The following is a 14,108-nucleotide window of genomic DNA, read 5'->3' as shown; positions in this document are numbered from 1 at the left end:
AGCATAATGGACAGCAGCTCAAAATGGATCGGCCTTGCTGTGAGTATGGTTAGCGTTGCGTTGCTCTACGACCCTTGGGGCAGAGATTTTACCTTGTTTAAATGCTTAATCACCACCGTGAGCGAAGACTGGAGCATCGCTTACTGCAATTGGCCGCAGATTTGGCTGGGTATTGCGGTGGGAGCGGTGCTAGGTTTTGTGATTGGGGCTATGGTTGACGTTTTGTTGAAGAGATTCTAGCAGAAAACCCTCACATATTGCTACACTCTCGCAAAGATCGCACAAAGTCAAACCATAATTTGATTAAAATACCTATAAACATTCCTTTTAAATCACCAGCAACAGAGTCGCACTGGGCGAGTGCGGCTGGGAATTGCCTCCGCTCAACACCACAAGCCAGTTCTGCTACAATCAAAGCACTGATCACAACAAGGGCTCCTCGCAGCACGTCCCCACTGGAGGTCTCCCATGCCCATTCATGTCTGTTTAGCCGGCGCGACCGGTTGGGCCGGTTCGGCGCTGGCCCGCGCGATTGCCACGACGGATGATATTGTGTTGACCGCCGCGGTGGCCCGGCGCGCCGCTGGCCAGCGGTTGGGTGCGGTGTTGGGCGAGCCGCGGCTCGATTGTCTGGTCTACGCCACCGCCGCCGAGGCGCTAGCCCAGCCGTGCGATGTCTTCTTCGAGTACACCAAGCCTGATATGGCCAAAGCCAATGTGCTGGCGGCGCTGGATCGCGGCTGCCACGTGGTGATCGGCACCTCAGGGTTGAGCGACGACGATTACGCTGAGATTGCGACGGCAGCACAGGCGGCTGGAAGAGGTGTGCTGGCAGTGGGTAATTTTGCTCTCACCGCAGTGTTGTTGCAGAAGTTTGCTGAGGTTGCCGCCCGCTATATCGCACAGTGGGAGATCATCGACTATGCCCGCGATACCAAACCCGATGCGCCGAGCGGTACGGCTCGCGAACTCGCCGCGCGCCTAGGCCGCATCCGCGCCGCCGAGCTGACCGTGCCGCTTGAGGCGACGAAAGGTGTGCCGGCAACCCGCGGCGCGCGCCTCAATGGGATGCAGGTGCATTCAGTGCGCTTACCGGGGTACACTATTGCGCTTGAGGTAGTGTTTGGCATGCCAGACCAACGCCTGACCATTCGCCACGACGCCGGCGCCAGCGCCGAGCCTTACGTGGCCGGCGCGTTGCTAGCCATCCGCCGGGTGAGCGGATTGGTTGGTCTGCACCGCGGGTTGGATAGCGTGTTAGAGCTGGAATGAGCGATCATGCTACGGTGTGAAATGCACCCTGCCCCGGTAGGGTTGAGGGGTAGGCAGAAGTTTGGTCGAGCACAACCCCGTTGATCGCTTTGCGATGCCTCAACGCTTGGCACTGCGCTCCCCTCTCCCGCGTCAGTGGGAGAGGGGCTGGGGGTGAGGGCCAGTAGCCCGCGCAGCGGGCTTCGTACCTCTAGCCCGGCCCTTTAGGGCCGGGTTCTGGACGGATGTTCTGTCCGCCCTTGAACTCGGTAGTGGGGCGGGGTGTTGATGTTAAGTGCCGACGAGTGATAGACAGAAACAAGCGTTCGTCGCGTACATAACAGCTTTGCAATTGTAGAAACGATATAGACATATTTACTGTTTGATGCTAAACTAAGAATAAAGACTCCACAAGTGGAGAGCCATGATGAAAGAGCAGATTTCGCTCGCAAGTATCAACCAGCTTTTAGGCGAAGAATTGAAAGACGGCAACCGAGCGGCACAGACATTTCGCGCGTTTATTACCCAGCCGCGATGGCAACACGAACACTTTCATCTCTGGGTGAAAGAAGCGATCACACAACAATGGCCGCGCCACCTCCAAGACATTGTCATCGCGATCGGCCAGTATCTTGGCTTCCAGATCGAGTTTGGCCACTATAGTTCAAACCGGAATAGCATTAGCTTCGATGGCTTGTGGAAAAAGTCAACCGGTGAACATATTGTGATCGAAGTCAAATCCGGCACATGGATTGCGCACGATGTGGGCCAGATCGGTGAATATTTACAACGACTGGCGACGACGGTCGGGGTTCCTTACACGAAAGTGTTTGGTTTGTATGTCATTGGTGAGGGCGATGCTCTCCCGCTAGCTGATCAGATACGCGGCAGCGCATACCGTGATCGCGTGCGTCTGATTTCTTGCGATGACCTGCTAAACCTGTTGAAACTGAAAGAAGATCTCAATACCCTAGAATTACGTGATGTCAATCAAAAAATCCAGAGCATTCTACTGCCCATCGACACAATTGATGTTGGACACCTCGTGCGTGTGATTATCGAAATCGCAACGCTCCGTCGCTCGTTACCTGCCGAAGAAGAGGAAGCCGTACCATTCAATAGTGCCGGTGTTTGGACACGTGATGAAATTTACCAGTTTTTAGTTAACTCAACCTCAAATCAACGTGCATTGTTCAAGGTGTTAAGTAGGCAAAGCGATAAGATTTCACGCCGCAAGTTGATTGAGGAACTACAAATGGAAACTGACGACAGCCAATTTAGCGGTATGCAATTGGCTGGCGCTCGTGCCGGTATCACGATGCGGATTGAAGCGCTCGGTAAAGAACCATTGATCCGTGCGCCCGATCGAGGCCGCTACTATGAATTACATCCAGATTATGCGAATGATATAAGAGGTTATTTTGGCGGGTGACTAGAAAGATATGAAGTGCGGCAGTCACACTGCCGTACTCCATGATAGAATGCTCTCTAAAAACCGCCTCTACGTCACCGCCGGTCGGTTGTCGCGGTATTTGAGATAGCGTTGCTTGGTCACAGCTTGCGCCATGCGCTCGGCCACGGTGTGAATGTCGCGGAAGCTGGTGTAGAAAGATATGGCTTGCGGCAGTATGACTGTCGTACTCTATGATAAAACGCTTTATGTGAACAAAACCGTCCCTACGTCACCGCCGGACGATGGTCGCGGTATTTGAGATAGCGTTGCTCGGTCACAGCTTGCGCCATGCGCTCGACCGCGGTGTAGATGTCGCGGAAGCTGGTGTAGATCGGGGCAACGCCAAGCCGGATATTATCGGGGGCGCGGAAGTCGGGCAATACCCCCAACTCGTTGATCAGAGCCAGATCAATGCCCAGACCTTCCGGGTGGCCGAGCGAGATGTGCGATCCGCGCCGGGCCGGATCACGCGGTGAGTTGAGGGTATACCCCAACGGGGCCAATCGCTGCTGCCACAACTCGATCAGATATTCCGTCTGCGCGAGCGATTTGGCCCGCAGCCGGTCGATCCCGGCGGCCAGCAACAAGTCTACCCCCGGCTCAATCAGCGCTAGCGACACCACCGGCGGCGTGCCGGTGAGAAAGCGGCGCAAGCCGGGGGCCGGTTCGTAATCGAGATCGAAGTTAAACAGGTTGCGCTGCCCCATCCAGCCGGCAATCGGGTTGACCAGTTGCGCTTGCAGATCGCGCCGGATGTAGAGAAACGCCGGCGCCCCCGGCCCGCCATTGAGGTATTTGTAGCAACAGCCAATTGCCAGATCCGCCCCGCTCTCAGAGAGATTGATCGGGACAGCGCCGACCGAATGGCTCACATCCCACAGTACCAATGCCCCCACCGCATGGGCAGCGGCGGTCAGGGCCGGCATGTCGTAGAGAAAACCGCTCTTGAAGGCGACATGCGAGAGGGTGAGCAAGGCGGTGTTGTGGTCGAGCAGGCCGAGGATCGTCTCGACCGGGCCGTGGATGCCGTCGCTCGAATAGGCCATAGCGATTTCGTGCCGCCCGCCGAGCAGATCGGCCACTCCCTGCAAGATATAGAGGTCAGAGGGAAAGTTGAGGTCATCGCTAATGATCCGTTCGCGTCCGGGACGAGCGCGCAAGGCGGCGATGACCAGTTTGAACAGATTGACCGACGTGCTGTCAGCAACGATCACCTCATCCGGTTCAGCACCGATCAAGCGCGCAATCTTCGCCCCAATCCGCTCCGGCAGTTCAAACCATCCCTCATTCCAACCACGGATCAGGCGCGTACCCCATTGCCGGCGCACCAGATCGGCGGCCAGATCCGCCGTCGCGCGCGGCAACCGTCCGAGTGAATTGCCATCGAGGTAGATCAGGTCAGGTTCATCATTGACAAACGCCTGCCGCAACCCGGCCAGATCATCGGCGGCATCGAGCTGATCGGCGTAAGCGGCATCGAGCGGGATGGTCATCGTCGTTCCTTTCTGGCGCGGTTAGGGCGCAACGAAGGTAAGGCGCGTGCCAATGGCGCTATGCTACACGCTTTGCGCTTGGATCATGAATCCCGCCCTTACCCTAAACCAGCTTATGCGGTGCTCACGGCGCCGGGGTTGGGAAGAGGGTCGGCACCGGGATACGGATCGGGTCGAGCAACAGCGGCGGGGTTGGGGTTGCCACCGGCGTAGGCACCGCATCGCTGCCCGGCACAATCAGCACTTGGCTAACCAGCACGATCAGCACGAGGCTGGCGATAATCAGCGCCACCAATTGCGGTTGCAGACGGAATTGACGGGTCAAGTCTTGCAGCCGCTTGGTCGGCGCACCCACACTCGTCTCGGTAGGTGCGAACCGTGGCCGCGGCGCGGTGGTGGTCTGGCGCAGCGGACGCACCGCTTCCGGTGGCGCCGGTGCAATCGGCGGTTCGCCGGGGCGGAAGAGCTGCTCGCCACCGGGTGCGAGGTAGAGCTGAGGCGCGCCCCACGGCTCTTGCGCATTCGCCAGAGCCGCCCGGCCCGCCGTCAGCGCAATATCAACCGGTTCGCCGGCAGCCAGCGCCTGATAACATGCCGCGCTCCAGCGCGCCTGCGCCGCGGCGCTCAGATCGGGCAGCGCCGCTACGGCCCGGCCATCAGCTTCGTGGAGGGCAGCGGCAAAGAGCGCGCAAGCCTCCGGCGGCGCACCGGCAACCGTGAGCAGTCGCAACTCATCAATGCTCACCAACAACTCAGCCAGCTCACCGGCGCTCACCGCTCGCCCCAGCCGGAGACGCGGCGCTTGGCGCGGCGGCTGTTCAAACTCGCCGATCACGTGCAAGAGATGGCGCGGCTCGGCGGCCAGCTCGGCCACAATCTCATCGGCGGTCGCATCGCGCAGCCGGTCAACCACCAACTTCCCGGCCCGCACCGGCTCAATCAGCGCCTCTCCCAACGCATTGGCGACCACATCGTGACCACGAGCAACCGCGATCAGCATGCGCAGCGGCCCGGCGACCCGACGCGGCGGCAGCGGGCGCAGAGCACGGGGGCTGATCCGCACCAATGGGTAGTCGTCACGGATGGCCGGCTGCCACTGTTGCTCACCGTTACTTAATGCCAGCCACTCCCACGACAAGACTGCCAATTCAGGGGCGGCCACCTCTAGCCGCAACTGCATCCGCGCCCCGTGCTCGGCAGCTTCCCGCGCCGTCTCGATCAACAACCGCCGGATGGGCGCCGGCAACAGCCATTCCCCCAACTCCGTCGCCGGCTCAGCCGGCGGCTTCACCAACACCGGCGGCGGCATCGTCTCCTCGGCGCTGCGCCCGCCGCACATTGCCCGCAATGGATACCCCTGCGGCGTGCGCGCTCCGATCACAATATGAAATGGGATGACAACCTCTTGCATGCCAATAAATTGAGTATGGGCGGCGGTTTGTCTTGAATATAACACGCTTGATCGCGGCTGTCTACCGTGGGAGGGGGTAAAACGATGGTATGTAGGCAGAAATTGTGTAGCAAGAATCATGCTTTCTGGGCTGACACAATATACTCGTACAGTTCCTTCTTTGAGGTGCGTTTGCGTAGCGGAGTTATGTCTATTTGACTAAAACCTGCTGCTTGCAGCATCGAGGCCAGAATCTGTTCGGTAGGCACCAGCACATCGTAAAACGTCGAATTGCCAACAATGTAAAAGACCCGTGCATGTGGTCGCGTGACGTGATACAGTTCCGCGATGTGCTGCCGCATATCAACAAAATACTTCGCAACATAGCGTGCTAACAGATCGCTATGTTGGGAAATCTGTTGGATCAACTCAGCAAAATGCGGGTATACAACACCGTGATCATCCGGTATTGGCCAGCGCCCGATATAACTAGTGGCAATCCCCCACGTACCGCCGATGGCTTGCCAATCGAGTTCGCCAGCATCGCGCCCGTTGTTCAAATAGCCGAGCCAGTACATATAGGGACGCAACTCGCGAATATAGCTCATCCGGTTAGGATACGGCGGCGAGGTGATGACCAGTGAAATGGCATTGCGCGGGATCAAAGCTGAAAGCTGGCGCGCATCGTGCAGATATATTGCCGGCGGCACGATAATGGGAGTCTGCAACGAACGCGCAATATCATTGACGCTCGCCTGCCATGTCAAACCAAGATCATCAAGCGTCCGGGCAAACAGACCCGGTTGGCGCGCTGGTTTAAAGGACATTGATTGATGGCTGAAACTCGCATGCGAGTGCAGAATAACCACCCGGCAAAATGCGATCTTGAGTAAATCGTGGATCGATTCTGAAATCTGCTGGCGGAGTTGTTGAATCTGATACCATAGCGCCCCAAGAAGCTGCAAAACCTCGGCATCCCACCACTTTTCACGCTGATGAATCTCAGGCAACCAGATTACGTCACGTGGTATGGTTTCGACATGTTGAATAATCTCAGCGGCAATTTGGCGAAATTGGTCAACTTCCGCCGGTGAATATATCCTTGTTTTAGCCTGAGCTAACCACACCAAAAACAGGTTGATGTCCGTCGAGATACAAGCCAAACCGCGTTCAGCACACGCTACCGCTGCGGTTCCCGAACCGCAGAACGGATCGAGCACCACATCATCAGCCAGCGCATAACGATTGAGCAGATCAGTTACGGTATGGACAGAGTAAGCCGGCGTGAGCCGCAGCCAGCCATAACGGGTGTGCTGCGCATTACCGCGCTGAGTCAGGTGGAAAGCAAGGCCAAGGGGTGGCATATTAGTTTGTTGCGAGCTGTCGCATGTTCTTACAGTAAAAGATATGGGTCGGCAGGAACACCTAACAGCTTACCGCAGCGACACTGCATGCACCGAACTGTTCTTTGTACTACAAACGCGGCGATAAACTCGCCACCGCAGCGGGCACAAAGGGGACGCCTATTTGTGTCACAGGCAACGCAGCGCGATTGGTCGCTAGCAAGATGTTTCCATTCACTCTCGCCGGGGATTGCTTCGGGCGCTCTGCGCCCTCGCAATGACACGTTGGCTCTTGCCGCTACGCTCTGTTCTCCTCCCTTTGCGTTGTCTACGCCCTCGGCGGTAAACACCTTGCCCTCGTCGCGGGAGAGAACACGTAACAAAACTTGGTTCTGTTCGTGCCTTTTGCGTCTTTTTGTGGCTATTTCCTCTCGCACCCCCCTCCCCTAGCGGGGGAGGGGCAAGGGGTGGGGACCATCCCCCAGCAGGAGAGCGGGTCAGGAGGGGCAAACGCCATACAGCTCTCTCATGAGATACCTTTCTGTCTTTTGCGTCTTTTTGTGGCTATTTCCTCTCGCACCCCCCTCCCCCAGCGGGGGAGGGGCAAGGGGTGGGGGCCATCCCCCAGCAGGAGAGCGGGTCAGGGGGCAAACGCCATACAGCTCTCTCATGAGATACCTTTGTGCCTTTTGCGTCTTTTTGTGGCTCTTCCTCCGCGCCCTCGGCGGTAAACGTTCACCACAGCAACACCGAGGACGCAGGAGACAGCGTCCCGCGTCCCCGGCGGTCAGCGACGCATCACCGCCCCATCGCGTAGAACTCATCGTTCGGGCGCAGCGCGCTCATATTCGCCAGCCGGTTGCTCATGGCAAAGAAGGCCGCGATCGCGCCGATCTCCCAGATGTCGTCTTGGGTCAGGCCATGCGCGTACAGCGGTTGCCAATCGTCCTCGCTGATCCGCGCCGAGTCAACCGCGACTTTCAGCGCATAGTCAAGGATGGCACGCTGGCGCGGGGTGATTTCGGCCCGCCGGTAGTTGGTAGCGACCTGCTCGGCCAGCCGCGGGTTTTTGCTGCGGATGCGCAGAATCGCGCCGTGGGCAATCACGCAATAGAGACAGTCGTTGGCCGCCGACGTCGCGACGACGATCATCTCTTTCTCGGCTTTGCTGAGATTGGAGGGTTTGTCCATCAACGCATCATGGTAGGCGAAAAAGGCGCGAAACTCGTCAGGACGGTGAGCCAGCAAGAGAAAGACATTCGGGATGAAGCCGCTCTTTTCGGCCACCTGTTCGATCCGCGCGCGGATGTCGGGCGGCAGATCGGCGATCCGGTCAACGACCGGAAACCGGCTGATCGGGCGATCGTCGTTGATCATGGGGGTGCTCCTTATGAGTGACGGGTGATCGTAAGCTGTATTATACAAAATGAGGAATGATTTCAATATATCTGAGATCATGGTCACTGCACACGCAGCAGCTCGATCGTCTGTGCAATCCCGTCCTCTGCTTGTAATCGGGCCCCAATCTCGCGAGCGCGAGCGCGCATGGTCGGATCGTGAGCGGCTTGCTCGATCGCCATCGCTAGCCGTTCGGCAGTAAGTCGTTGCCGCAGTAATGGGGCTGGGCCAGCACCCAATGCCGCTACCCGCCAACCCCAAAAGGGCTGATCGGCAAAGAAGGGCACAACCACATTCGGCACGCCGGCGCGCAATCCGGTCGCCGTAGTACCGGCGCCGCCATGGTGAACAACTGCCTTCACGTGAGAGAATAGCCATTCGTGCGGCACACTCTCAATCACCAACAGCCGGTTGCTAACCACTTCTCCGCTTAGTCCACCCCAACCGCTGTAGACAATCCCTCGCTGGCCGCTGCGTTGCAACGCGCGTGTGATGAGATCGAAGGTGGCGCGTGGCGCTTGATGAGGCATACTGCCAAAGCCAATATAGACTGGAGGCTCACCGGCGGCGAGAAAACGAACCACTTCTGGCGGCGGTGTCCAACCGGGCGGCGGCCCTAGAAACCAGTAGCCGGTGAGGTAAAGGTGGGCCGGCCAATCGTGCGGGCGCGGCAAGACGTGTTGGCTGATCGGGGAAAAGATGCGAACTCCGGCTCGGGCCAGCATCCGATCGGGCCACAAGCCCGGCAACGGCGGCAACTGCAACTCATCGCGCCAGAATGCGCGCACGTCGTTGCGTAAAATCTGCCAGACTACCGTCTGCAGCACGAACCCGGACAACCAGTTGATCAGCCTGCCATAACTTGCTCTTCCTTTCAAGAAGAAAGCCGGAAAGGCCGTAGTTGGGGTATAGGGTTGCAACCGCACCTCAGCGCAGGGAATACCCCATTTCTGGGCAATCCCAAACGCTGCCAGCACTGCATTTTTGTAGATGATGAAATCGGCGCTGCGGCAGAGCGCGAGCGCCTCGCGGTTCAACTGGGCATAGAGATCGGCGCGGCGCGTATTGCGAGTGCGTAAAAATCGCAACACACCGCCGCCGGTAATGGCGTTTTTTACGGCAGAATCTTGCAGGAGGATCTGGATGCTGGCGCCAATTGGTGTGAACGGCACCTGATAGCGCGCAGCCAGTTCCGTAAAATCGGGCGGCCCGCCGAGCATGACATCGTGACCGGCCCGTGCTAGACCTTGCGCCAGCGCGATGAAGGGCTGGATATCGCCACGCGAGCCGATGGTGAGCAAGGTGACTTTCACGGATTATTCTCCAGCATGAATATCATCTCGCAATGGGCAGAATACACCGGCATCCGCCTCGCCTGCGACTCATGCTATTCCACTGAACCAAGCCGTTTCGATAGCTGGTATGGAGTGCGGCAGTCAAACTGCCGCACTCCACAGGCTCACCCCAACCATTCCGAGCGCATCACCGAGTTTTGTCTCGCATGCGGCAGTCAACTGCCGCACTCCACAGGCTCAACCCCAACCGCTTTCCCCCACCGCCTGCCTCGGTCGCGCCGCGAGATGCTCTGGCCCATAGCGGCGCACAATCACGATGAACGCAAGGATAACGGCAGCGGTCGTGACTGCCGCGACCACCGCTTCGCCGCCAGCCACGACGGCATTGTACGTGCCGTGCCAGAGCGCCGTTGCCAAGATGCTGCCGCCGGTGCTGTTGTAGAGCCACGCGAGCACCATCGCGCCGGCGACGATCCCGACTACAAAAGTGACAACGGCGATCAGCGAAGGTTCGTAGTTGTAGAAGAAGGCTGGCGCATGCCAACCGGCCCATAGCAACCCCACGATCAGGGCAGCGTCGCGGGCGTTGTAGCGGGCCTGCAAGCGCGGGAGGGCAAAGCCGCGCCAGCCGGTCTCTTCACCAATCCCGAAAGTGAGAACCCAAACGGCCCACCCCGCCAGCCAACCGAGTTGCGGCAGTTCGGCCACGTAGCCAAAGCCCGCCGCAGCCTGCCACGTGCCATCAATCAGGCGGAGCACAACCACCACCACCCCAAAGACCGCCACCGGACTGAACGCCGCCAGCCACCAAACCCAGCCGATCCGCCAGCGCACCATCCGGCTCGCCAACTCGCGCACCCCGGCAAAACCAGCCGTTAGCAACGTGACGATGAACGCCGCCGCCAACGGGCCATACGCACCGAGCAGATGCAACCACGCCGGCACGCCGCTGATGATCCCTCGGCCCTGCAAGGCCAGTGGCGTAAACACGCACCAGCTTAGGCCATAAGCAAGGAGGAAATAAAGGATTGTTGGTCGTGACATTGTTTCTGACCCTCACCCCCAGCCCCTCTCCCACTGGCGCGGGAGAGGGGAGCTACGGCGTTCCGCTCTTGCTATGCCTTACGCTCCCTGTCGTGAGTTAGGAGCAGGGCCGGGGGTAACGCTAAGGCGCAAAGCGAGCAAAGGCGCAGAGAGTGTACACGCAAAGACGCTGAGGGCGCGAAGGGAGCGCAAATGCGCTTCATCCTCAGCTTCCTCTGCGGTACAAGCTACTGCTCAACCGGCTTTGACCACGCCACCACCAAGCACGACAGCGCCGCGACCAGCGCCACCGGCCCAAACACCAGTTTTTCGCCGAGGCTTGGCGACGCGAGATTGGCTAGGGTATTCAGGAACAGATAAGCGGTTATCAGCCACGCCACAATCATCAGCCCTCTCCCCGGACGGCCCGCGCCGTCAAGCCCGGCGCGCCGCCGGATGGCGTAGGCCGATAGGGCTAGAATGGCAATTGCCGCCACCCCGCCAATCTGCACCGTCGGGTTGAGCGTTTTCTGGGTACCGCCCCATGCCCACGCGACCGGGATCACGCCGATGATCAACAAAAGCTGCCCCGCCATCGCGAGGGCAAAAGCGCCGGTCGCGATTTGACCAGCGATGCGCGCCGCCGCCGGGTTACGCCATTGTGCCATTGTCCTGCCCTTCTCGGTGGTGAAGGAAAACCTCAGCAATGTCCATTGTAGATGATGATTGTTAAGCGCAGACTAAGCCGGCCAGACCGGCCCGGTATGGGTGAGAGTGCTGGCGGGGCATAACAGTTTTTCGTAGATGTGGAAGACTACTGAACGCGGAATATGCTATGATCTAGAAAACAATACTCTATTCGTGAGGTCGGCTATGAGCCGTGCAACAATGCTCAATACGCGCACGATCAGCTTTCTTGAGCTGATTGGAAATGGGAAACGCTATCGTGTGCCGCCATATCAGCGTGATTATTCGTGGTCGGAAGAGCAGTGGGAAGATTTGTGGAACGATATTCTCGCCTTGCGCCAGCAAACCAATGAATATCACTATATGGGCGCTTTGGTTGTACAAGAGGCGAGCAGCGATCATGATCTGTTGATTATTGATGGCCAACAACGCATGGCGACACTCAGTATCTTAGCGTTGGCGGTGATTGATCGACTTGGTGATTTGGCTAAACAAGGGATTGATGCGGATGACAATCGTGAACGGGCCAAAGAACTGCGCAACCGGTTTATCGGTGAGCGCGATCCGGCCTCGTTAATCGAGAGTAGCCGGCTGACGCTTAACGAAACTGATAACCCGTTTTATCAAGACTATTTAGTACAGTTGCGCAAGCCGATTAATCCACGAATCTTACCAAAATCCAATCGGTTATTATGGCAATGTTTTCAATATTTCAAGGAGCGCCTTGGTGATTTAAGCGATATTCAACAGAATGGGATTGAACTCACTCGTTTATTATCTGAGACAATCGCCCGCCAATTGCTGTTCATCCTGATTACTGTCGCCGACGATCTCAGTGCGTACACTGTATTTGAAACGTTGAATGCGCGAGGATTAGAGCTAACCACGACCGATTTGCTCAAAAATTATCTTTTCTCATTGGTTAAGGTAAAAGCTGATCAGGAAGCGTTGCAACGGCGTTGGCAAAAGCTGATTGATACTGTAACCCCTGAGCGTTTTCCCGAATTTTTGCGTTATCACTTGCTCTGTGAACTACCCAAAGTGCGCAGCCAACGACTCTTTAAACTCATTCGGGAACGAGTGCGCGATCCGATTGAGGTATTCGCGCTACTTACCGCGCTTGAGTCGCGGGCTGAGCTATTCGCCGCCTTGTCGGATCCAAATCATGGTTTCTGGATTGAACTCAGCGAGGCACGACCATACATTCGCGAACTCAACCTGTTCCATGTGCGCCAGATGGCACCAGTGCTATTTGCCGCTTGGGAACGATGGATGCCCGATAATCCTGCTAATTTTGTCAGCATTCTTAGGATGGTTTCGATCATCTCGTTTAGACATACAGTGGTAAGCACGTTAAATCCTAATGAATTGGAGCCGGTATATCACGAAGCGGCCAAAGCTATCATCTCTCATCAAGCCAAAACACCAGCGGCAGTATTTGAGCTATTGCGTCCGATTTACGTGCCAGACCATAAATTCGAGAATGATTTCGCTACCTTGGCCATTTCAACCAACGGCCAACGCAAAAAGCTGGTCAAATATATCTTGGCAATGCTCGAAAGCTATCGATCTGGCCGCCATTGCGATCCTGATACCGATCCGGCTTCGATTGAACATATTCTGCCTGAAAATCCGAGCCAAGAATGGGAACAGATGTTTCCGCAATCACAATGGGAAGCTGCTGTTTATCGCTTAGGAAATCTCACCTTGCTTCATGCACCGGCCAACCGACGCGCCGGCAATGCCAGTTATCGTGAAAAGGTGGATATCTACCGGCAGAGCACGTATCAATTGACTAAAGACATTGCTGAACTGGCGCCAGAGGAATGGACAATGGAGTTGCTCGAACGCCGCCAACGTGAGCTGGCGCGCATTGCTACAGCGGTTTGGCGAATTGATGCGGGTTAAAACCGGATGCAACCACGCGCAGACGGCAGGTTCCATGGAACCTGCCGTCTGCGCGTGGAATACGCGCTTATGTTCCGCTCACCCCTCCCACTGTTCGAGCCGCTGCTTGACCGTGGCGAGGAAGCGATCGGCGGTGGCGCCGTCGGCGATCCGGTGGTCAAAGGTGAAGGAGAGGTAGCAGAGCGGGCGAATCGCGATGGCGTCAAGCCCGTTTTGAGTGATGACAACCGGTCGTTTGACCACCGCACCGATGCCGAGAATGCCCGCTTGCGGCTGGTTGATGATTGGCGTGGCAAACAGGCTGCCGGTGACGCCGTGGTTAGTGATGGTAAACGTGCCGCCGTGGGTCTCTTCAGGCCGCAGCCGCTTAGTGCGCGCCCGCTCGGCGAGATCGTTGACGGCACGGGCCAGACCGAGCAGATTCTTCTCGTCGGCGTCGGGAATGACCGGCACCAGCAAGCCTTCATTGAGCGCCACCGCTACGCCGATGTTGATCCGGCGGTGCATGATGATGCCTTGCTCGGTGAAGCTGCCGTTGAAGACCGGCACCGCTTGCAGACCGGCCACGGTCGCCATCACGAAGTAGGGGGTGAGGGTCAAGCGCACCCCTTGCCGGTTGAAGGCTTCTTGGTGAGCGGCGCGGTGCGCGAGCACCCGGCTCAGATCGACCTCCATCACCGTGGTCACGTGCGGCGAGGTACGCACCGAGCGGGCCATGTGCTCGGCGATGCTGCGCCGCATGGGCGTCAACGGCACCAGTTCAGCGTCGGCAGGAATCTCGACCGGCGCCGGGGCCGGCTCGACTGCCGGCGCGGGTGCAACCACCGGCGCGGGCACGACTGCCGGGGCGGCGGCAGAATTTCTTGC

12 protein-coding genes are annotated in these 14,108 nt (G+C 57.9%); 3 read left to right on the top strand and 9 right to left on the bottom strand.

The genetic code is table 11. The features are described 5' to 3' along the window. Nucleotides 1–250: 250 nt before the first annotated feature. A complete protein-coding gene (locus A6A03_RS20345; protein ID WP_156525304.1) occupies nucleotides 251–427 on the bottom strand; it encodes a hypothetical protein in 177 nt (58 codons plus the stop codon). Nucleotides 428–468: 41 nt separating this feature from the next. Between A6A03_RS20345 and dapB the strand changes: the two genes are divergently transcribed. Both dapB and A6A03_RS08875 read left to right on the top strand, forming a co-directional pair. Beyond that, nucleotides 469–1,272, top strand: coding sequence for a 4-hydroxy-tetrahydrodipicolinate reductase (dapB, locus tag A6A03_RS08880; RefSeq protein WP_066786590.1), 804 nt, complete (start codon nucleotides 469–471; stop codon nucleotides 1,270–1,272). Nucleotides 1,273–1,678: 406 nt separating this feature from the next. Continuing rightward, the gene (locus A6A03_RS08875) at nucleotides 1,679–2,683 is read left to right on the top strand and encodes a hypothetical protein (protein WP_066786586.1); all 1,005 of its coding nucleotides are present in this window, start codon (nucleotides 1,679–1,681) and stop codon (nucleotides 2,681–2,683) included. A gap of 245 nt (nucleotides 2,684–2,928) precedes the next feature. Here A6A03_RS08875 and kynU read toward each other — a convergent pair whose 3' ends face one another. The 7 genes from kynU to A6A03_RS08840 all read right to left on the bottom strand — a co-directional run bounded on the left by kynU (nucleotide 2,929) and on the right by A6A03_RS08840 (nucleotide 11,314). After that, nucleotides 2,929–4,197 carry a kynureninase gene (gene kynU / locus A6A03_RS08870; protein ID WP_066786584.1) on the bottom strand — a complete coding sequence of 423 codons (1,269 nt, stop codon included), beginning with the start codon at nucleotides 4,195–4,197 and terminating at the stop codon, nucleotides 2,929–2,931. A 124-nt stretch (nucleotides 4,198–4,321) separates the two neighbouring features. Then, nucleotides 4,322–5,608, bottom strand: coding sequence for a polysaccharide deacetylase (locus A6A03_RS08865; RefSeq protein WP_066786581.1), 1,287 nt, complete (start codon nucleotides 5,606–5,608; stop codon nucleotides 4,322–4,324). Nucleotides 5,609–5,724: 116 nt separating this feature from the next. Beyond that, entirely contained in the window at nucleotides 5,725–6,951 is a 1,227-nt protein-coding gene (locus A6A03_RS08860; RefSeq protein WP_066786578.1) for a DNA methyltransferase, read from the bottom strand. A gap of 777 nt (nucleotides 6,952–7,728) precedes the next feature. After that, nucleotides 7,729–8,307, bottom strand: coding sequence for a peroxidase-related enzyme (locus tag A6A03_RS08855; protein ID WP_066786575.1), 579 nt, complete (start codon nucleotides 8,305–8,307; stop codon nucleotides 7,729–7,731). An 83-nt stretch (nucleotides 8,308–8,390) separates the two neighbouring features. Next, a complete protein-coding gene (locus A6A03_RS08850; protein ID WP_066786573.1) occupies nucleotides 8,391–9,641 on the bottom strand; it encodes a glycosyltransferase in 1,251 nt (416 codons plus the stop codon). Nucleotides 9,642–9,860: 219 nt separating this feature from the next. Beyond that, nucleotides 9,861–10,667: a CPBP family intramembrane glutamic endopeptidase gene (locus A6A03_RS08845; RefSeq protein WP_082908947.1), complete on the bottom strand. Its 807-nt coding sequence runs from the start codon at nucleotides 10,665–10,667 to the stop codon at nucleotides 9,861–9,863. 227 nt (nucleotides 10,668–10,894) lie between these two features. Further along, nucleotides 10,895–11,314, bottom strand: coding sequence for a hypothetical protein (locus tag A6A03_RS08840; protein ID WP_066786568.1), 420 nt, complete (start codon nucleotides 11,312–11,314; stop codon nucleotides 10,895–10,897). 205 nt (nucleotides 11,315–11,519) lie between these two features. On the opposite strand from A6A03_RS08840, the gene A6A03_RS08835 reads away from it, so the two are divergent. After that, nucleotides 11,520–13,241, top strand: coding sequence for a DUF262 domain-containing protein (locus A6A03_RS08835; RefSeq protein WP_066786564.1), 1,722 nt, complete (start codon nucleotides 11,520–11,522; stop codon nucleotides 13,239–13,241). A gap of 78 nt (nucleotides 13,242–13,319) precedes the next feature. Here the strand turns inward: A6A03_RS08835 and A6A03_RS20840 are convergent. Continuing rightward, nucleotides 13,320–14,108: dihydrolipoamide acetyltransferase family protein (locus A6A03_RS20840; RefSeq protein WP_245668919.1), on the bottom strand; the 789-nt coding region annotated here is incomplete at its 5' end.

It is taken from the genome of Chloroflexus islandicus, assembly GCF_001650695.1.
Lineage (GTDB): Bacteria > Chloroflexota > Chloroflexia > Chloroflexales > Chloroflexaceae > Chloroflexus > Chloroflexus islandicus.
This window is presented reverse-complemented; position numbering and strand designations above follow the sequence as displayed.